Consider the following 18,863-nt stretch of genomic DNA (forward strand, 5'->3'; position numbering starts at 1 on the left):
CATGCGCATACTTCTGGCAGAGGACGATCTCAATATCGCCGGTCATGTGCGTGGAAAACTGGAAGCCGAAGGCTATGCGGTCGATACGCTGGCGCATGGGCCCGATATCTGGGAGCGGGGTGAGGATGGCAGCTATGCGGCGATCATCCTTGACCTTGGCCTGCCGGGCCTGGATGGACTATCGATTTTGAAGCGATGGCGGCAGGATGGGGTTGAAACACCGGTCGTGGTGTTGACGGCCCGTGGGTCGTGGATGGAGCGGGTCGACGGTTTCGACGCCGGAGCAGACGACTACATACCAAAACCATTTCGCGCGGAAGAATTGGTGGCCCGGTTGAGGGCGCTTCTGCGCCGCGCCGGACCAAGGTTTCAAGTCGTCAAGTCGGCGGGCCGCTTTACCCTCGACGAGACAACCCGTCGTGTTACTTTCGATGGCGGGGTGCTCGAACTCAGTCCCTTGGAATACCGTATGGTCGCGTATTTCATCGAAAGAAAGGGCGAAGTCCTCACCCAGTTCGAACTGGCAAGCCATGTTCAGGGCCGGGACGATGACTCAGCGAAAAATGCGGTCGAGGCGATGATTGGGCGATTGCGCCGCAAAACCGAAAACGCCGCCATCGAGACACGGCGCGGCTTCGGATATCTGTTGCCGGAAACGCCTTCATGATGCGCTCGCTGCGGCTGCGACTGGCGGTCGGGGCGGTGATCGCGATCGGTCTGGTAGTGCTCGTGGTTTGGCTGTCGCTTGGCCGGTTCTTCACCGACTATGTTGTTGCCCGGTATCGCGGTGAAATGGCCACGATAATCGACACGCTCGCTGCCGAACTTGCAGTGCGAGACGGCGAGCTCGCATTGGGCCGCGGACCTGCGGATCCGCGTTTCGACCTTCCGACAGGCGGGCGATACTGGCAGATTTCGCCCTTGAAGGGCAAAGCCATGCGGTCACGCTCGCTGTGGGACACAACGATCGACGTCAGCACGTCGACCGACTCTCCCTATGAAGGATTTTCCATCAGCGAAGGTCCGGATGGGCAACCATTGCTCGTCCAAAGCCAGGTTCTGTCACTCGGCGCAAATGCGCCCTCGGTGCGCTTCGTCGCATCTGCGGCGTTCCCGCAAAAGGAGCTTGATGCCGCGCTCGGTGATTTTCAGGGACGTTTGAGGCTGATGCTGGTTGCGACCGCCGGCGTTTTGGCCGCCGGCGCATTTTTTCAAGGCGCCCTCGGGTTGGTGCCACTTCGCCGCCTCAGCGAGAGGGCGGCGGCGGTGCGAGCCGGCCGCGCCCGGGACTTTGGAACGGCGGGCCCAAGCGAAATGCAGCCGCTGGTCAGCGAGATCAACCTGCTTCTGGAGGAGCGGGAAGTCGCTGTGGAACGCGCCAGGGCACGGGCCAGCGACCTTGCCCATGGGCTCAAGACGCCGCTGACGGTTCTTGCGCAGCTTGCCGAACACCTTCCACCCGAAGAACGGAAGTTGGCACTCCGCCAGGTTGAGCTGGCCCGCCAGCGTGCCGACCGTCAATTGCAGGCGGCACGCATGGGCGTCGAACGAATGGCGACGACGTCCATCATGGGCCTCGGCGGCAAGCTTGTCAGCGTCTTGAGGCCTGTCACCGCCGAGCGGGATATCGCCTGGCGGGTCTCCATCGACAGCTCGCTCTCGCTTGACGTCGATCCGGCCGACCTGGCTGAGTGCCTCGGCAACCTGCTCGACAACGCGGCAAAATGGGCGCGATCGTTTATTCGCTTCTCCGCTCATCGATCAAAGGACGAGATTGCGATCCTTATCGAGGACGACGGGCCCGGGATCGCCGAACAAGATCGTGAATCCATCCTGCAAAGGGGGGCGCGGCTTGACAACGCAGACGACAGGGAGCCGGACGGAACCGGGCTCGGCCTGGCAATCAGTGCGGATATCGCCGACGCCTATGGAGCCTCTTTGACCCTCGGGCAATCCGATCTCGGCGGGCTGAAGGCAATGTTGACCTTTCCGGTAAAGGTCGCCCGACGGCCACTGCGCGATCCTGTTTGACGGCATAGCACCCGACCTCATCGGTTATCAGCGGGCGTTTTGGAGACAACTTGTCACCAATTGCGAAAAACATTCAACCAATGCGTTGACTATACGGAGTGACGCGCATATATTCAACCACATGATTGAACAACACGCATTGCAAATGAATTCCGTCTTTCATGCCCTTGGTGATGCCACGCGCCGGCAGATGCTCCGCGACCTGGCTGGGGGAGAGCGGACGGTGAGCGAACTGGCCGGGCCGTTTTCGATTTCGTTGGCCGCGGCGTCAAAGCATATCAAGGTTCTGGAGGGTGCGGGCATGATCCGCCGCGAAGTGCGCGGACGCACCCACCATTGCCGCCTTGAGCCTGCGCCGCTTGCCAGCGCCCATGAGTGGCTAGGATTCTACGAACGCTTCTGGACCGACCGCCTGGATGCCCTCGAACAATTGCTGCGCGAGGAAGACGAAAAAACCAAGCCTTGATCACAGAGGCTCCCACTGTTTGCAGCAGAAGGAGACGACCGATGAACACGCTTGCCCCAACGAATTCCTATGGCGTGCTGATCGAGCCCGCCACGCTGAAGATGGAACGCCTGCTACCCGGCCCCATCGACCGGGTCTGGGCCTACCTGACCCAGAGCGACCTGCGCAGCCAGTGGATGGCGGCGGGCGAGATGCCGATGAAGATCGATGCATCCTTCGAGCTCGTCTGGCGCAACGACACCCTATCCGATCCGCCGGGCAAGCGGCCAGAAGGCTTTGCCGAGGTTCAGCGCATGCAGAGCCGGATTACTGCGCTCGATCCGCCCCACAGGCTCGCCATCACCTGGGACGGCAGCGGCAGCGTCTCCTTCGAACTGGAGCCGAGAGGCAAGGACGTGCTCCTGACCGTCATCCACCGCCGCGTGCCGGACCGCGCCGCGGCCCTGATGTTCGGTGCTGGCTGGCACATGCATCTCGACACGTTGGCCGCCCGCCTGAGGGGCGAGGCAACGGAACCGTTCTGGGATGGCTGGAGCCGCCTAAGGACCGAATATGACCGGATCATCCCGGCCTGAACATAACCCATGAAACGGAGACAACCATGACAAGTCACAGTTTCACCACCAGCTTTACCGTCGATCAAACACCGGAGACTGCCTTTGCCGCCATCAACAATGTTCGCGGCTGGTGGTCACAGGCCATCGAAGGCCCGACCGACGTGGCCGGCAGCACGTTCGACTATCACTTCCAGGATATTCATCGCTGCACGATCAAGGTGACCGAACTGATCCCTGGCCGAAAGGTCGTCTGGCAGGTCATCGACAACTATTTCAGCTTCACCGAAGACGAAACCGAGTGGAAGGGCACTCAGATCATCTTCGATATCTCGCGAGCCGGCGGCCTGACAGAAGTTCGCTTTACCCACGAAGGCCTTGTTCCTGAATACGAATGCTACGACGCCTGCTCCGATGGATGGAGCACTTATATCAACGGCAGTCTGCGAAACCTGATCGCGACAGGCAAGGGTGACCCCAATCTCGGTGACCCGATGACCAATACGGAACAGAAGCTGACGGCCTAAGCCGGCCTACGGCGCTGCTGCGGGCTCAGCCGGATGCAGCGCTGCAGGTTGCCGCGGCCATGCATCGCTTTCGATTTCGGCTAAGAGGCGCAATTCGCCCGGCGATTAAACGCGACCTCCGACCGCAGCCCGGTGATGACCCGGCTGGTTCTCAGGCAAGCATCGCATTCCATGAAATGGAGATCAGCATGAACGCTTCTTCCTATCGCTGGATCATTGTTGCAGCCGGCGGCCTGCTCGGCTGTCTCGCAATAGGTGCGATGTTTTCCCTACCCGTCTTCCTTTTACCGATCGCGCGCGATACCGGCTGGTCTGTCACCGGCATTTCCAGCGCCATGACCATCGGCTTCCTGGCGATGGCGCTCGCGAGCATGGTCTGGGGCTCCCTGTCGGATCGCTGGGGCTCCCGCATCGTCGTACTGACCGGGTCGATCATCCTGACGGCCAGCCTCGCGCTTGCCAGCAGGGCAACATCACTGATTGAATTCCAATTGGTCTTCGGCCTTGTCGTTGGCGGTGCCACCGCAGCCATCTTTGCGCCGCTGATGGCCTGTGTCACCGGGTGGTTCGACACCCATCGCAGCCTTGCGGTTTCCCTCGTCTCAGCCGGCATGGGCATGGCTCCGATGACCATGTCTCCGCTCGCAGCTTGGCTCGTCACCGTCTATGACTGGCGACAATCGATGCTGATTATCGCAGCCCTCGCCGCCGCCATCATGATCCCGGCATCGTTCCTGATCCGCAACCCGCCAGTATCGAAGCAGGAAGGTGACGGTATCCCTGGCGAAGAGGGGCCACAGGCGGGGATGACCACGGGACAAGCACTGCGCTCGCCGCAATTCATCGTCCTGATGCTGACCAACTTCTTCTGCTGCGCCACCCATTCCGGCCCGATCTTCCACACGGTCAGCTACGCCATCAGCTGCGGCATCCCGATGATCGCCGCCGTCTCGATCTACAGCATCGAGGGCTTGGCCGGCATGGGCGGCCGTGTCGCCTTCGGCCTCCTTGGAGACCGTTATGGCGCCAAGCGCATCCTGGTCATCGGTCTGTTGATCCAGGCATTTGGCGCACTCGCCTATGTGTTCGTGCGCGAGCTCTCGGGCTTCTATGCCGTGGCCGCCCTATTCGGTTTCATCTATGCCGGTGTCATGCCGCTCTACGCGGTTCTGGCGCGCGAAAACTTCCCCCAGCGGATGATGGGCACCGTCATTGGCGGAACGGCCATGGCCGGCAGTCTCGGTATGGCAACTGGCCCGATGGCCGGAGGTCTCATCTACGATACATTCGCCACCTATAGCTGGCTCTATATTGGAGCCTGGGGCATCGGCATCGGTGCATTCCTGATCGCCATGACCTTCCGGCCGTTCCCGAAAACAGGCCAGCCGCAACTGGCGCAGGCCTGAAACTACTGGCCGGCTCCGGTTCCTGTGCATCGGTCTGAAAACCGGGAGGCGGCTTGAAGGACCCGGACAACCGAGCCACCCCAACAGCTGGCCCAACAACTGGATTGTGACCCGGCGCCGATTATGCGACCATCCGCGCGGGAGGATGTCTGCATGGTGTCGATGCTGTCGCACATACGGGAGATCGAGCGCGTGGGCATGGGCGTCGTCAGCCCGCGTGATACGCCGGTCATTCAGTCCTGGCTGCGTTGCCTGAACGACTATAAGCTTGATCCGGCGATCGCGCAGGAAGCTTACATCGTGCCCGAACTCAAGCTGCGTGAACATCGGGAGCAGGCCGAGGAACTGATCCGCATCGGCCGTTCGGGCCTCGAAGCTCTTTTCACGCAGATCGCTGAGCAGAACTATGTACTGCTGCTGTCTGATGCGCGCGGCGTTACGGTCGATTTCATGGGTGACCCGACCTTTGACAATCAGCTGCGCAAGGCAGGGCTCTATCTCGGCTCCGAGTGGTCGGAAAACCGTGCCGGGACCTGCGCAGTCGGAGCGTGCATCGTCTCCGGTGAGCCTGTCATCATCCATCAGGACGATCATTTCGACACCAGCCATATCGGGCTGACCTGCACTGCCGCCCCCGTCTTCGATACGCTGGGAGACCTCACCGCAGTGCTCGACATTTCGCAACTCCGCTCGCCGACGGCTAAAGCCAGCCAGCAACTGGCGCTGCATTTGGTCGCGTCCACCGCGCGGCGCATCGAGCTTGCCAACCTGATGACCCGCACGCGCAATGACTGGGTGCTGCGCCTTGCCCGCTCTCCAGAGTTTCTCGACGTCGATCCCGATGCCGCGATCGCGCTCGACGGAAGCGGCCGTATCACCGGCCTGACGCATGGCGGCTTCGGCGCGCTCGCCCGCTCCATGAATATGCGTGGCCTTGCGACACGCGATTTCCTCGGCCAGCAGATATCCAACGTCTTCGACATCGATATTGACGATCTGCCGCGTTTCATGCGCGGCAGGCCGAACGGCGAGCGGCTGCTCCGGGCGCGCAACGGCCTGGTGCTGTTCGCCAGTGCCATCGCTCCTGCTGTCAATATCCGCGCACCTGCCGTGCCGGAGCCGCGCCTGCCCGGTGCACTTCGGGACCTCAGCAACGGGGACGCCGCCATGGAGCGATTGCAAATTCGCGCGGCCAAACTGGCAGCGCGCGATATCCCGGTCCTCATTCAGGGCGAGACGGGCAGCGGCAAGGAATATCTAGCGCGAGCAATCCACGACAGCTGTGGGAGCAGCGGAAATTTCGTTGCCGTCAATTGTGCCGCCATTCCGGAGCACCTGATCGAATCCGAGCTGTTTGGTTATGCGCCGGGCGCGTTTACGGGGGCCAACCAGAAGGGAAAGCGCGGGCTGATTGAGGAGGCAAGCGGCGGCACGCTTTTCCTCGACGAAATCGGCGACATGCCGCTACCTCTCCAGAGCAGGCTATTACGGGCGCTTTCGGAAAACGAAGTCCAGCCGGTCGGCGCATTGAAGGGAAAGCCGGTTCGTCTTCGGGTACTGTCCGCCTCACACCGCGACCTTGCCGATCTCGTCAAGGAAGGCCGCTTCCGGCAGGATCTCTACTACCGGCTGAACGCTGCGACTGTAAATCTCCCTGCACTGCGCGAACGCGAGGATCTTGGCTGGCTGGTCGATCAGCTACTGCGGCGCATTCAGAAGGAAAATGGTGCGGCCTACCACATCGACAAGGCAGCGCGGGCGGCGCTGCTCGCGCACGACTGGCCGGGCAATCTGCGCGAACTCTCCAATGCATTGCGCGTGGCGGCGGCGCTGTCGGACGCTGGTGTCATCGATCTCGACTGCCTGCCGGAACACCTCTTTACCGGGAGCGCGACGATCTCGTCCAAGACAGAGGGCGACCTGCGCCAGGCGCTCCACGACTGTGGCGAAAACATCTCGGCGCTGGCGCGAAAACTGGGCGTCAACCGGTCCACGATTCACCGCCGCCTGAAGCGTCTGAACTGACGCAACCGTTGCAACACCTGTTGCGCCCAAGGTGTTGCATCTATCTGGCTGATCAATAACGTATCTTCACAACATATTGAGAACGCGAGGGAAATAGGCCTCAGCCCATTCTGGCACGCCGCTTGCTGACCTTCTGTACAAGAACAACAGGAGGAAATTCAATGAAGGCACTGCGCTTTCACGCCGCCAAGGATCTGCGCATCGAAGAGGTGAATGCGCCCGCCGCGCCGGGGCCGGGCGAAGTACTTGTCGAAAACAGGTTCTGCGGCATCTGCGGCACGGATTTGCACGAATATGCCTATGGCCCAATCTTCGTGCCGAAGGAACCACACCCGTTCACCGGCGCGCATGGGCCGCAAATTCTCGGCCATGAATTCGGTGGCTCGGTCAAAGCTGTTGGCGAAGGCGTCAGCCATGTACAGCCCGGCGACCGCGTATCGATCCAGCCTCTCATCATGCCACGCCATCGCGACTACTATGCCGATCGCGGCCTCTTCCACCTGAGTGCCAATCTCGCGCTCGCCGGCCTCTCCTGGCATTCCGGCGGCATGGCCCAACAGGCCCTTCTCAACGACTACAACGTCCAGCCGATCCCCGATGCGCTCTCCGATCAGGAAGCGGCACTCATCGAGCCGACGGCCGTTGCCGTCTATGCCTGCGACCGGGGCGGCGTGACGGCCGGCCACAGCGTGCTCGTCACCGGCGCCGGGCCGATCGGCATTCTTGTCGCCATGGCAGCGCGCGCGGCCGGTGCCTCGCAAATCTTCCTTTCCGATCTCAATGACACACGGCTGTCACTGGCAAGGGAGGCGCTCGGTGAGGTTCGCACCATCAATCCGAAAACAGAAAAGGTAGGCGATGTCATCCGGGCCGAGACCGAAGGCAATGCCGGTTGCGATGTCGCGATCGAGTGTGTCGGCAACGAACATGCGCTCAAGAACTGCGCCGACGCCGTCCGCAAGCAAGGCGTCGTTGTGCAGACAGGGCTCCATGCCGGCGAAAACCCGCTGAACTGGTTCGACGTCACCTTCAAGGACATCGATATCCGCGGCTCCTGGGCTTATCCGACCCACTATTGGCCGCGCGTCGCACGGCTGATCGCCAGCGGCCAGATTCCCGCGAGCCGGATCGTCACGAAATATGTTTCGCTCGACGAGGCCGTCACGGAAGGGTTCGAGCAATTGCTCGACCCTGGTGGCAAACACCTGAAAATCCTGATCGACCTGTCACGATAGGCCGATCCGTCTTGCGGGGCGGTTGAGGAGCCGTCCCGTTTTGCAAACTGAGCTGGAGGAGAAACACGATGCTCGACAAGACCCCCACCACCCGCCTTCAGGCGCTTCTCGATACGTTCGGGGCAGCGCTCGAAGCTGGCCGGATCGACGATGCCGTCAATCAGTTCGCCGAGGACTGCTACTGGCGCGACCTCGTCGCCTTCACCTGGAACCTGAAAACCGTCGAAGGCCGCGATCAGGTGCGCGATATGCTACAAGCGCAGCTTTCAACGGCCAAGCCATCGAACTGGCGCGTTGCTGCGGGAGAGGAGGCGACGGAGGCAGACGGCGTCCTCGAAAGCTGGATCACCTTTGAGACGGCAACCGGGCGCGGCTACGGCCTGGTGCGTTTCAAAAACGGGCAGATCTGGACGCTGTTGACGGCGCTTGCCGAGTTGAAGGGCCATGAGGAGAAATCTGGCTTCACGCGTCCGCTTGGTGCTAAGCATGGCCAGGACCTCGGCGCCAAGACATGGGCCGAGGAGCGCGAGGAGGAAGCCCGCACCCTCGGCTACGAAAAGCAGCCCTACACCGTCATCATCGGCGGCGGCCAGGGTGGTATCGCCCTTGGCGCCCGGCTGCGGCAGCTCGGCGTACCGACCATCATCCTCGAAAAGAACGAGCGGGCCGGTGATAGCTGGCGCAAACGCTACAAGTCGCTCTGCCTGCACGACCCTGTCTGGTACGACCACCTGCCCTATATCGACTTTCCGAAGAACTGGCCGGTTTTTGCGCCGAAGGACAAGATCGGGGACTGGCTGGAATTCTACAGCAAGGTGATGGAGCTGAACTACTGGACCCGTTCCGCCGCCAAATCGGCGAAATGGGATGAGGTGACCAAGGAGTGGACGATCGTCGTCGATCGTGACGGCGAGGAAGTTGTGCTCCGGCCCAAACAACTGGTGTTTGCGACCGGCATGTCCGGCAAGGCGAACATTCCGGATTTCGAAGGACGGGACCAGTTCGAAGGCGAGCAGCACCATTCCTCCCAACATCCAGGCCCAGACGGCTACAAGGGCAAGAAGGTCGTGGTCATCGGCTCGAACAACTCGGCCCACGACATCTGCGCGGCACTTTACGAGGCGGGTATCGACGTCACGATGATCCAGCGTTCGACGACGCATATCGTGAAGTCCGACACACTGATGGATATCGGATTGGGCTCGCTCTATTCGGAGCAGGCGCTTGCCAACGGTGTCACGACGGCCAAGGCCGACCTCATTTTCGCCTCCCTGCCCTACCGGATCATGCATGAGTTCCAGATCCCGCTCTACGACAAGATGCGCGAGCGCGACGCGGCCTTTTATACGGCGCTTGAAAAGGCCGGATTCCAGCTCGACTGGGGTGCCGACGGCTCCGGTCTTTTCATGAAATATCTGCGCCGTGGCTCCGGCTACTACATCGATATCGGCGCCTCGCAGCTCATCATCGACGGCAAGGTCAAGCTTGCAGCAGGCCAGGTGGAAGAGATTACCAGGAACTCCATCAAGCTTTCGGACGGAAAGGAAATCCCCGCTGATGTCATCGTCTACGCGACCGGCTACGGCTCGATGAACGGCTGGGTGGCCGATCTCATCGACCAGGAAACCGCAGACAAGGTCGGCAAGGTCTGGGGCCTCGGCTCGGATACGCCGAAGGATCCCGGCCCTTGGGAGGGTGAGCAGCGCAACATGTGGAAGCCGACTCAACAGGAAGCGCTGTGGTTCCATGGTGGCAACCTGCACCAGTCGCGCCATTATTCACAGTATCTGGCACTGCAACTGAAGGCGCGGATGGAGGGCCTGCCTGTCCCGGTCTACGCTCTTCAAGCCGTTCATCACCGGCGCTGATTGGGCAACGCTCAAGCCGGACGCATTCCGTCAGCCAAACTACGATGTAAGGAGTGAGGGGTGTCGCCCCTCACTCATTGTCCTGAATTTTGGCCTGGGTATCGCAGACCGGCGACGCGACGGTCTCGCCTTCCGATCACGCTGACCGCCAAGACACAATTCGGCAGGTTTCCGCGCACGCCCCACAGCAAGACGCAACGCGCACGGCAATCCCGCTATCGCCACGCCGCCCGCCAGCCGCAGCCACGGAGAAATGAAACAGTCGCAGATTGCGCCCGAACTTCTTTTGATGTCAGGTCAGGCCATTCTTGAACCGATCGCGAATAACGATTGGAATGATCTTCCAATACAATTGGATTTTGCCGAAGATATTTCTCATTATGGCGCTCTACTGAGCTATATTTTCGAGACAATCCGCATGACCGATTTTTCTGCCGTTTCCTCTTCAAAACCCGGAGCCTTAGCGGGCTTCATTCCCGGTATCGTGCTGGTGGCGGTGATCACGGCGTCCGCCTACGGGCTGCGCAACCTGCCGTTTGTCTCGTCGCTCAGCCCGATGATCACGGCGATCTTTCTCGGGATGGTTTTTGCCAATCTCGTCGGTTTTTCCTCGTCCGCCGAAGCGGGCATCTCAATTGCCGGGAAAAAACTGCTGCGGCTGGCGGTTGCCCTGCTCGGCCTGCAGCTGACCTTCGCCCAATTGACTAGCATCGGGATCTCCGGCCTGGTGCTCACAGCGGTGGTCGTTGTCTCTACATTTCTTTTCACAGTCTGGATGGGCCGATTGCTGGGCGTCGACCGGAAACTGAGCCTGCTACTGGCAGCCGGTACTGCAATCTGCGGCGCCTCGGCGATTGCCGGCGCCAATGCCGTCACGCGTGCGAGGGACGAAGACGTCTCCTATGCGGTTGCCTGCGTCACTGTGTTCGGCACCATCGCGATGTTCCTCTATCCGTTTCTGAACATCCTCTTGGGCAACGACCCGCAATCCTACGGCCTGTGGGTTGGGCTGACGGTCCAGGAGGTCGCCCAGGTTGTCGGCGCCGGGTTCCAGGGCGGTGAGGCCGCCGGACAGGTCGCCATCGTATCGAAGCTTGCCCGCGTGATGATGCTGGCACCCATTGTGATTGCTCTTGCTCTCCACGTCGCCCGATCCGAACACAGTGCGGCCGGCCGGCCGGCCCTGACGCAGGTAGTTCCCTTCTTCATCGTCGGCTTCGTCTCGCTGGTTGTCCTGAATAGCTGTGGTGTGGTGCCGGAACAGGTGCGGGAGCCGATTGTCGCAATGACGCCTGTCCTCCTCACCGCCGCCATGGCAGCGCTTGGCCTGGGGACGAGTTTTACCAAATTAAAGCAGCGGGGCCTGCGGCCGTTGCTTCTTTCCTTCATCGCCTCATTGTACATTGCAACAGCGGGCCTGCTGCTGGTCAACCTGGCTCAGTAAGGTTGCCGGCCATTCCGCACAGCCGGTGGTATGATTTGAAAGGCGTGGTGTGACACTCGAACAGTTGCGGATATTTCTTGCTGTCGCGGAGCGAGAGCATGTAACCCGTGCGGCAGAGGCATTGAACTTGACGCAATCGACCGTCAGCGGCGCCATCAACGCGCTGGAAAACCGGCATGACGTCAAATTGTTTCATCGTATCGGCCGCCGGATAGAACTGACGGAAGCCGGCAAGATTCTTGCCGAGGAGGCGAAAGCAATCGTCGCCCGCGTCAACGCGGCCGAGGCTGCCATGGCCGATCTCAGCGGTACCCGGCGCGGAACCGTGACCATCTTTGCGAGCCAGACCATTGCCAGCTACTGGCTGCCGCAACGCCTGGTCCGCTTCTATGAGCGTTTCCCCCAGATTGAGTTGCGGCTACAGGTCGGGAACACGGCACAGTGCACAAAGGCAGTTCTGGCTGGCGATGCCGATCTCGGCTTCATCGAGGGAACGATCGACGAGCCGGCCGTCTCCGTCGAGCCCATTGCCAACGATCGTCTCGTCGTCATCGTCAGTCACGACCATCCGTGGGTCAGCCAGCCTCCAGTCCTGCCGCATGACCTTGACGGCACAGAATGGGTTTTGCGCGAACCTGGTTCGGGCACACGATCCTCCTTCGAACAGGCTGTGCGTGAGCTGGGGCTGAACCCCGGCAGCCTGCGTGTCCCGATCGAGCTCCCTTCGAACGAGGCAATCTGTGCGGCGGTCGAGGCCGGACACCTGGCCACTGCGGTCTCCGAAATGGTCGCCCAAGCGGGTGTCAACGCCGGACGGTTGCGCATCATGTCGCTCGAACTGCCATCGCGCGAATTCAGCCTCATCCGCCATCGCGAAAGGCATCGTACGCGTGCAAGCGACGCCTTTCGCGAGCTTGTTATAACCTGATAGAGCGGCATGTGTGGCGGCACAGCACGCGGCCAAAGGCCACCGCAGCTGAGCCCACAGCCAGTTCGACCGGCTCACCGCAGTTTGATCGACGTTACGGTACCGTAGCCGACAGCGAGCCGATGGCCGACAGGCTGGATGCAAGGTCCCAAAGAAGATCTTCCTCGGCCTCCAACCCAACCGAAACTCTGAGCAAGCCGTCGGTGATGCCGGCGGCCGATCGCGCCTCGGCCCCCATTCCGGCATGCGTCATGGTTGCCGGATGCGCGATCAGGCTTTCAACACCACCGAGCGATTCAGCCAGCGTGAATACCTGCAACGGCTTGACGAAAGACCGCACGGCCTCAAGCCCGCCAGCCAACTCGAAGCTTAACATGGCGCCAAAGCCTGACTGTTGCCGTTTGGCGAGTTCGTGTCCGGGATGCGTCTCAAGCCCAGGATAGTAAACAATGCCAACCTCCGGCCTCCCCGCCAAAAAATTCGCCACCGCGACAGCGGTTTTCTGCTGGCGCTCGAGCCGGGGAAAGAGAGTACGGACACCGCGAAGCGTAAGATACGAATCAAACGGCGCCCCTGTCACTCCGCTCAGATTTGCCCAGTCCTTTAACGCCTCCGCATCACTCGAACGGGCCGCGACAACCGCGCCACCGACAACATCGGAATGGCCGTTCAGGTATTTTGTCGTCGAGTGAATGACAAAATCCGCTCCAAGAGAAATGGGCTGCTGCAGCGCCGGCGACAGGAAGGTATTGTCGACAACGACGCGTGCACCGGCGGCATGCGCTTGCTGCGCAATGCCACTGATGTCAACGATGCGCATCAGCGGGTTGCTTGGGGTTTCGATGAAAACCAGGGATGGCGAGCGCTGAAGACCACTTCTGAGCGCTGTGGCATTTTGCTGGTCGATGAACTCCACGTCGAAATGTTCCTTGTCCCGGAGAGAACAAAGCAACCGGTATGTCCCGCCATAACAATCATGCGGTGCAATGACGCGGTCTCCGCTTTTCAGCAGGCTGAGAACCAAGTTGACGGCAGCCATTCCGGAGGCCGTCATCACGGCTCCGGCACCACCCTCCAGCTTTGCCAAGGTGTCACCCAAAAGGTCGCGTGTCGGATTGGCCATCCTCGAATATTCGTAATCCTGCGTCTGTTCGAATTGCCGAAACGCAAAATTGCTTGAGAGATAGAGAGGCGGAGTGACGGCGCCAAAGGCGCTATCGGTAGCGATACCGTTTGCTGCAGCAATGGTTTTGACGTCTTTGCCCTTTGTCATTCAAGCTGACTTTCTGTGGTTGCCGGAGTGCGCGAAATTTTCGAGGCAGGACCATCTCATCCAAGCCAGAGAGTACCCTTTTTGGGAGGACTATAATTTCCATATCGTGAATGACAACAATCAATCATTCTCCAATATCGGGTTTTTTGACACGGCATGCGCGGATTTGGCGCAAGACGATGCCTGCTTTTCGGCCCGTCCCATCAGTCTTTCGACAAACCGTGGTAGAATGAGAGCGCTATGCAGCCTTTGGCGAGCGGGACTCTTCCGCCCCGTCAGGGCAGCAGCCTTTTAGAAATCGGGGTATCAATTGCCCGGAAAATCTGCGAAAGGCCTTTCGTCCGCAAGGACAGGACGCGGCTGCTATTAGATTTAGAATAGGGCCGGGCGGGCAGATTGACGTCTCTCTCGCTGCCACGAAAGAACGTGGCCGTCCATTTTTGCGACCTGCATCCGGCCGCATGATAGCATCAACTCGTTGAATATTATCATGTTATGACAAGCCATCAGCGTTCGACGGAGGTTCAACCTCTGCCTCTTTCGGATCGACAGCAAGGCAATCGGCCAGCTTTTTTTCACATTGCAGCGGTTGCCGGTACAGGTGCACGGCAATCAATGCTAAAGATCGCGGCTATGTCATCGGCAGTGCCTGCCGTAATCAGTCCATTGCGTCGTACTTCATCGAAACGGCCCTGACCGTCACGGCACCAATATTTGAAAGGGCCATCCATGGCCGAGAAATTCATCGTTGTTCCCTATAAAAAGACGCGAGGCGGACTTGGACCGGGCGAGATGCGCCAGGCATCCAATGCTGCAAGCGCAGAAAAGATTGCAGCAGCCATGGCAGACCGGTTTGTCGGGGTCGCGGCCTATGCCGTCGAGGTCGATGAGGAGAGCGGCGACATGACGAGCCCGCGCCTGCTCGCCCAATTCGGGGATATCGCCGAACTGCCGTCAAGCTGATCTCGCCAAGATCCGGCGCCTTTCTTGACGATTTTGGATCGAAAGAAGCCTTTTCCTCCGCAGTTTGAAGGCTTTTACCGCCTTCGCCGGTCTTTTCGAGGAACATTCGCCCTACAGCGACGTTTATCGGGCAGTTGCCTTCAACGTTTGCTGGCACAGGCACCATTTCTCGAAAGGATATGTCCGCCATGAATCAACGTTTTGATCCCACTGAAAACCGTAACGTGAATCCTGCGGCATGGCCGGCTGAACAGGCAGGCCCGCGTATCGATCCGGTGACAGGCGCTCCGGGGAACGATCCGTTGGCCAACCAGCGGCGGCCGGAAGAACTCGAACCCCGATCGGTACGCTCGAAATGGCCGGTTTTGATCATCCTGCTTGCAGGTCTGGTTCTGGCGCTTCTCGTCTGGTTGCCGGCAGAAATGTCGACCGATCAGACCAGTGGCACAGCAACACAGCCTACGGCGACAGAACAGACGACAACGCCACCAGCCGACACCGCAACCCCGCCGGCTGACAACAGCGCGACACCGGGTGCCGTTACGCCCGGCACTGCAACTCCGGACACAAACGTGACACCGAATACCACAACGACCCCGAGCGCCACGCCTACGACCCCGGAAACGCAAACCCCGGCAACTGGTACCGATACACAGACACCAGCCACCGGCACTGCCCCGCAGAACTAAGCGACGCTTGACGCCTTGGATAAATGACGGATCGGCTTCAGCCGTTTCGTCATTTGCTTTTGCCGGTCATCGCAAAAATATTGGGCAAGATTGTCGTGCAAATGAACCAAATGCCTCTTCATCCGTTTCTCCTCGGCTCTCCCAGAACAAGGACATGGCGATGACCGGAAAAACACCAAAATCCACAGGGCGCGAGGACGATTACCGCGATTACGAGGAACGCGATCTTAACGAGGGCTGGCCCTACGCCGACGCGGCGCCCGGATCAGACACCAGGGTCGGAAACCGGTCCTACGGTGAGAGCGCGGAAAACTTCGATGAAGCGGGAAACTCTGGATTCCAGCGCAGCGACGAGACCGCGATCGAAAGTAGCAACGGTCCGGACCTTTTCGGCGACGACACCGAGGCGGATGTTGACGACGATGCTCTGGAAGACATGATTGCCAATGTACTTGAGGACAGTGATATCGACACATCGAGTGTCGACATCAAGGCCCGCCGTGGAGCCGTATGGCTGAAAGGTTCCGTCGATACCGCGCACGAGCGGCGCCAGATCGAAGCGCTGATCTATGCAGTGTCCGGCGTGACCCGTATCCGCAACGACTTGGAAGCAATTGGAGCAGACAGCGGCATTCCAGCTGATTGGGACGATTGATCGCGCAGCAAGATCGCGAGCATGAAATTATGGCCCGGCACTTTGTCACTCACCCATCAAGGGCGGACTGCTAATCAAGGGCATCTGCGCCGCCATCGGTAGCTCCGCCTCGCCGCCCCGTCAGGCGCGACTCTCGTTGTGCCGCGAACGGATCGGCGAAACGGCGTTCCATCGGAACTGGCTGCTTGAGGGATCACCGTCACCAGGCACCCAGAAGCTGGCCGATGGCATCGAGCGCCCTGCCGGCTTCGCCAGAAGGGCCTTCACCGCGTGTTTTGCTTCGGATGGATTCGAAAACAGCCGGCCATCCAGGCTCCATACGCCATATCTGACAGCGAGAAACCGAAACCCGTTATCCTCGCGTATCAGAGCGCCAACGGCTTCGCCGTTTAACTCTACGACCTGTTTCTGCATGAAATACCGCTCCCGCCACCGTTCCTCACGGCGGTCATTTCCAAATGCTGTGCATGACACAGCCGACCGAGCCCTCGCCGTCAGCCAACCCTCATAACGGACGGCTGTGACGTTTGTTCCAGTCTTCGGAAAATTAATCGGAAAAGAATCGGCAGCAGAATTGGACGCCGGAATCACTCCCGGCGTCTGTGCCTCTTGTTGATCAGGCCAAAAACCGGTCAGGCCTGAACGGTTTGATGTCGATAACGGTTTTTTCGCCGGTCATTTTTTCGGCGAGCGCGCGGCCGGTGACCGGGCCGAGAGTCATGCCGTGATGGGCATGGCCGAAGGCGAACCAAAGACCTTCGTGACGCGGCGCCTTGCCGATGACCGGCATCATGTCCGGCGTGCAGGGGCGCGCGCCCATCCACGGCTCCTCATCGCGGCGCTCGGCAAGCGGAAAGAATTCGCGGGCGACCCGCTCCGCCCGCGTCAGCTGGACCGGGGTCTTCGGCGCATCGCGATTGGCAAATTCGGCGCCGGTGGTCAGCCGTATGCCGCGCAGCATCGGCGCCAGGAAATAGCCCTTTTCAGCATCGAGCACCCAGTTGTTCAGTTGCGCGCCTTCTTCCATGCCGTAATGCATGTGATAGCCGCGCTTGACCGCCAGCGGGAAACGGTAGCCGAGTTTCTTGGTGACGGTATCGGCCCAAGGGCCGAGCGCCACCACGACTTCCTTGGCCTCCAGCGGCCCCTCCGGCGTTGCAACACGCCAGCCGGCACCTTCGAGAATATGTTCAAGTGTCGCCGCATCACCCGACATCAGGCGGCCACCGAGCGACTGGAAATAGCTGAGATAAGCCTTGTTGAGGCTGTGCGGATCGCGGATCGACCACGGGTCGGTCCAGCGCAGACCGCCGGTGAGGTCCGCCCGGATCGACGGCTCCATCGTCTTCAGTTCGCTGCTGGACAGTTTCTGGTGATTGACGCCGAACGTCGATGACAGCTTTTCAGCTTCCTTGTAGGCCGCATCCCGGGCTGCCTCGGTACGGAAAACCTTCATCCAGCCATCCTTGCGGATGAGATCACCAGCACCGGACGCGTTGATCAGGTCGGCATGTTCGGTGATCGAATTCTCGATCAGCGGTGCATACATCGATGCGATGTTCTGGTGCTGTGTAAAGCCTGAATTCCACCAGTAGCGAATGAGGAACGGTACAAGACCCGGCAATGCACGGAAATGATAATGCGCGTCGATCGTGTTGTTCAGCGCATAGCGGAACAGTGCCCCGAAATCATGCGGGAAACCATAGGGAAACACGCCTTCGCGCTGGATCAGGCCGGCATTGCCATAGGACGTTTCCTCGCCAGCGCCGCGTCGATCGAGCAGCACAACGGACTTGCCCCGTCTCGCAAGATGGATGGCCGTCGACAGGCCCACAATGCCCGCCCCCAAAACAACAACGTCAGTCTTCATGCCCGCCACCCCATTCTGCTTGTTGCGGTCTATTTCTTCAGTTTGGTCATGATCTGTTCGAGGAAGCCAAGCATCAGCGCGGAGACCACAAAAGCGATGTGAATGATGGTCGCCCACATCAACTGCTCGCTGGTGTAGTTCGCTACGTTCAGGAAAATCTGCAACAGATGGATGGACGAGATCGCCACGATCGATGAGGCCACCTTGATCTTCAGGCTGCCGGAATCAAGCTTGCCAAGGAACGAGACTTCGGCATCAGCTTCGTCGAACCGGCTGACGAAATTCTCGTAGCCCGAGATCATAACCATGACGATCAGGCTTGCGACCAGGGCCGCATCGATCAGGCCGAGCATGGCAAGGATCATGTCGGATTCGTCATAGGCGAAGACCATAATGGCGATCTTGTAGAATTTATAGACGAAGGACACCGCGTAAAGTGCCAGCGCTGCAACCAGCCCCAGATAAAAGACCACGAGGAGCCAGCGGCTCGACAGGATGATTCTTTCAACGATGAGTTCCAGTGATTTCATGCTTGGTGCAGCTCCGGCAGGTGCAATTGCGAGATAATCCGGTCATGAATAGCCAAGCCCATTGCCTTCGGCAAGGCGGAAGCGACCTGCATTGGCGAGACATTTCGACCACAACAGCAAAAGGGAGCGATGCTTTCGCATCGCTCCCTTCTCTCACGCATCACCTGAGATGGGATCAGGTTCGGCGCATCAGGCCAGCCACCAGCGAGATGACCAGAAAAGCGAGAAACAGGAAGAACAGAATCTGGGCGATACCTGCAGAAGCGCCGGCAATACCACCAAATCCCAGAACACCAGCGATGATGGCAACAACGAGGAAGACAAGAGCGTAATACAGCATCGGGAATTCTCCTTGGTTTAAATCATTGCTGAATAAACGCCGGAGGCGAACCTTTGTTC

At 59.9% G+C, this 18,863-nt stretch carries 19 protein-coding genes; 14 read left to right on the forward strand and 5 right to left on the reverse strand.

Annotated elements, in window-relative coordinates; all coding sequences use genetic code 11:
• Position 1 precedes the first annotated feature (1 nt).
• The 11 genes from ASD36_RS11185 (at position 2) to ASD36_RS11235 (ending at position 12,484) form a co-directional block, all read left to right on the forward strand.
• A complete protein-coding gene (locus tag ASD36_RS11185; protein WP_060503262.1) occupies positions 2–667 on the forward strand; it encodes a response regulator transcription factor in 666 nt (221 codons plus the stop codon).
• Positions 664–2,031 (forward strand): HAMP domain-containing sensor histidine kinase, encoded by a 1,368-nt coding sequence (locus ASD36_RS11190; RefSeq protein WP_060510320.1) that lies wholly within the window; start codon positions 664–666, stop codon positions 2,029–2,031. The genes ASD36_RS11185 and ASD36_RS11190 overlap by 4 nt, the downstream gene beginning before the upstream one ends.
• Positions 2,032–2,152: 121 nt before the next feature.
• Positions 2,153–2,497, forward strand: coding sequence for a metalloregulator ArsR/SmtB family transcription factor (locus ASD36_RS11195; RefSeq protein ID WP_060503260.1), 345 nt, complete (start codon positions 2,153–2,155; stop codon positions 2,495–2,497).
• Between the two features lie 41 nt (positions 2,498–2,538).
• On the forward strand, positions 2,539–3,072 hold the full coding sequence (locus tag ASD36_RS11200) for an SRPBCC family protein (protein WP_060510322.1): 534 nt from the start codon (positions 2,539–2,541) through the stop codon (positions 3,070–3,072).
• A 26-nt stretch (positions 3,073–3,098) separates the two neighbouring features.
• Positions 3,099–3,578, forward strand: coding sequence for an SRPBCC domain-containing protein (locus tag ASD36_RS11205; protein ID WP_060510324.1), 480 nt, complete (start codon positions 3,099–3,101; stop codon positions 3,576–3,578).
• A gap of 188 nt (positions 3,579–3,766) precedes the next feature.
• Positions 3,767–4,984 (forward strand): MFS transporter, encoded by a 1,218-nt coding sequence (locus tag ASD36_RS11210; protein ID WP_060510326.1) that lies wholly within the window; start codon positions 3,767–3,769, stop codon positions 4,982–4,984.
• 153 nt (positions 4,985–5,137) lie between these two features.
• Positions 5,138–7,009, forward strand: coding sequence for a sigma-54-dependent Fis family transcriptional regulator (locus ASD36_RS11215; protein ID WP_060510328.1), 1,872 nt, complete (start codon positions 5,138–5,140; stop codon positions 7,007–7,009).
• 161 nt (positions 7,010–7,170) lie between these two features.
• Entirely contained in the window at positions 7,171–8,244 is a 1,074-nt protein-coding gene (locus ASD36_RS11220; RefSeq protein ID WP_060510330.1) for a 2,3-butanediol dehydrogenase, read from the forward strand.
• A gap of 68 nt (positions 8,245–8,312) precedes the next feature.
• On the forward strand, positions 8,313–10,112 hold the full coding sequence (locus ASD36_RS11225; protein ID WP_060510332.1) for an NAD(P)/FAD-dependent oxidoreductase: 1,800 nt from the start codon (positions 8,313–8,315) through the stop codon (positions 10,110–10,112).
• 418 nt (positions 10,113–10,530) lie between these two features.
• Positions 10,531–11,556, forward strand: a complete 1,026-nt coding sequence (locus tag ASD36_RS11230) for a YeiH family protein (RefSeq protein ID WP_244489791.1) — start codon at positions 10,531–10,533, stop codon at positions 11,554–11,556.
• 49 nt (positions 11,557–11,605) lie between these two features.
• Entirely contained in the window at positions 11,606–12,484 is an 879-nt protein-coding gene (locus ASD36_RS11235; protein ID WP_060510334.1) for a LysR substrate-binding domain-containing protein, read from the forward strand.
• A 94-nt stretch (positions 12,485–12,578) separates the two neighbouring features.
• On the opposite strand, the gene metB is transcribed toward ASD36_RS11235, so the two are convergent.
• Entirely contained in the window at positions 12,579–13,757 is a 1,179-nt protein-coding gene (metB, locus tag ASD36_RS11240) for a cystathionine gamma-synthase (RefSeq protein ID WP_060510336.1), read from the reverse strand.
• A 729-nt stretch (positions 13,758–14,486) separates the two neighbouring features.
• Between metB and ASD36_RS11245 the strand changes: the two genes are divergently transcribed.
• From ASD36_RS11245 to ASD36_RS11255, 3 genes are all read left to right on the forward strand, one after another.
• Positions 14,487–14,720 carry a hypothetical protein gene (locus ASD36_RS11245; protein WP_060503248.1) on the forward strand — a complete coding sequence of 78 codons (234 nt, stop codon included), beginning with the start codon at positions 14,487–14,489 and terminating at the stop codon, positions 14,718–14,720.
• A gap of 188 nt (positions 14,721–14,908) precedes the next feature.
• The gene (locus tag ASD36_RS11250; RefSeq protein ID WP_156393831.1) at positions 14,909–15,409 is read left to right on the forward strand and encodes a hypothetical protein; all 501 of its coding nucleotides are present in this window, start codon (positions 14,909–14,911) and stop codon (positions 15,407–15,409) included.
• A 154-nt stretch (positions 15,410–15,563) separates the two neighbouring features.
• Entirely contained in the window at positions 15,564–16,064 is a 501-nt protein-coding gene (locus ASD36_RS11255) for a BON domain-containing protein (protein ID WP_060510340.1), read from the forward strand.
• 120 nt (positions 16,065–16,184) lie between these two features.
• On the opposite strand, the gene ASD36_RS30550 is transcribed toward ASD36_RS11255, so the two are convergent.
• The 4 genes from ASD36_RS30550 to ASD36_RS29905 form a co-directional block, all read right to left on the reverse strand.
• On the reverse strand, positions 16,185–16,478 hold the full coding sequence (locus ASD36_RS30550; protein WP_156393832.1) for a hypothetical protein: 294 nt from the start codon (positions 16,476–16,478) through the stop codon (positions 16,185–16,187).
• Positions 16,479–16,680: 202 nt separating this feature from the next.
• Positions 16,681–17,934 carry an FAD-binding oxidoreductase gene (locus tag ASD36_RS11260; RefSeq protein WP_060510342.1) on the reverse strand — a complete coding sequence of 418 codons (1,254 nt, stop codon included), beginning with the start codon at positions 17,932–17,934 and terminating at the stop codon, positions 16,681–16,683.
• Between the two features lie 29 nt (positions 17,935–17,963).
• The gene (locus ASD36_RS11265) at positions 17,964–18,464 is read right to left on the reverse strand and encodes a TIGR00645 family protein (RefSeq protein ID WP_082562745.1); all 501 of its coding nucleotides are present in this window, start codon (positions 18,462–18,464) and stop codon (positions 17,964–17,966) included.
• A 175-nt stretch (positions 18,465–18,639) separates the two neighbouring features.
• Complete coding sequence (locus ASD36_RS29905; protein WP_037105882.1) at positions 18,640–18,804, reverse strand: DUF1328 domain-containing protein; 165 nt, start codon at positions 18,802–18,804, stop codon at positions 18,640–18,642.
• Positions 18,805–18,863: the final 59 nt, after the last annotated feature.

Origin of the sequence: Rhizobium sp. Root1334 (assembly GCF_001426665.1) — a bacterium.
Lineage (GTDB): Bacteria > Pseudomonadota > Alphaproteobacteria > Rhizobiales > Rhizobiaceae > Pararhizobium.

Bases quoted from the DNA above. Each gene is read 5' to 3' on its own strand.
- ASD36_RS11185 (WP_060503262.1), top strand. From the start codon at position 2: ATGCGCATACTTCTGGCAGAGGACGATCTCAATATCGCCGGTCATGTG.
- ASD36_RS11190 (WP_060510320.1), top strand. From the start codon at position 664: ATGATGCGCTCGCTGCGGCTGCGACTGGCGGTCGGGGCGGTGATCGCG.
- ASD36_RS11195 (WP_060503260.1), top strand. From the start codon at position 2,153: ATGATTGAACAACACGCATTGCAAATGAATTCCGTCTTTCATGCCCTT.
- ASD36_RS11200 (WP_060510322.1), top strand. From the start codon at position 2,539: ATGAACACGCTTGCCCCAACGAATTCCTATGGCGTGCTGATCGAGCCC.
- ASD36_RS11205 (WP_060510324.1), top strand. From the start codon at position 3,099: ATGACAAGTCACAGTTTCACCACCAGCTTTACCGTCGATCAAACACCG.
- ASD36_RS11210 (WP_060510326.1), top strand. From the start codon at position 3,767: ATGAACGCTTCTTCCTATCGCTGGATCATTGTTGCAGCCGGCGGCCTG.
- ASD36_RS11215 (WP_060510328.1), top strand. From the start codon at position 5,138: ATGGTGTCGATGCTGTCGCACATACGGGAGATCGAGCGCGTGGGCATG.
- ASD36_RS11220 (WP_060510330.1), top strand. From the start codon at position 7,171: ATGAAGGCACTGCGCTTTCACGCCGCCAAGGATCTGCGCATCGAAGAG.
- ASD36_RS11225 (WP_060510332.1), top strand. From the start codon at position 8,313: ATGCTCGACAAGACCCCCACCACCCGCCTTCAGGCGCTTCTCGATACG.
- ASD36_RS11230 (WP_244489791.1), top strand. From the start codon at position 10,531: ATGACCGATTTTTCTGCCGTTTCCTCTTCAAAACCCGGAGCCTTAGCG.
- metB (WP_060510336.1), bottom strand. From the start codon at position 13,757: ATGACAAAGGGCAAAGACGTCAAAACCATTGCTGCAGCAAACGGTATC.
- ASD36_RS11245 (WP_060503248.1), top strand. From the start codon at position 14,487: ATGGCCGAGAAATTCATCGTTGTTCCCTATAAAAAGACGCGAGGCGGA.
- ASD36_RS11250 (WP_156393831.1), top strand. From the start codon at position 14,909: ATGAATCAACGTTTTGATCCCACTGAAAACCGTAACGTGAATCCTGCG.
- ASD36_RS11255 (WP_060510340.1), top strand. From the start codon at position 15,564: ATGGCGATGACCGGAAAAACACCAAAATCCACAGGGCGCGAGGACGAT.
- ASD36_RS30550 (WP_156393832.1), bottom strand. From the start codon at position 16,478: ATGCAGAAACAGGTCGTAGAGTTAAACGGCGAAGCCGTTGGCGCTCTG.
- ASD36_RS11260 (WP_060510342.1), bottom strand. From the start codon at position 17,934: ATGAAGACTGACGTTGTTGTTTTGGGGGCGGGCATTGTGGGCCTGTCG.
- ASD36_RS11265 (WP_082562745.1), bottom strand. From the start codon at position 18,464: ATGAAATCACTGGAACTCATCGTTGAAAGAATCATCCTGTCGAGCCGC.
- ASD36_RS29905 (WP_037105882.1), bottom strand. From the start codon at position 18,804: ATGCTGTATTACGCTCTTGTCTTCCTCGTTGTTGCCATCATCGCTGGT.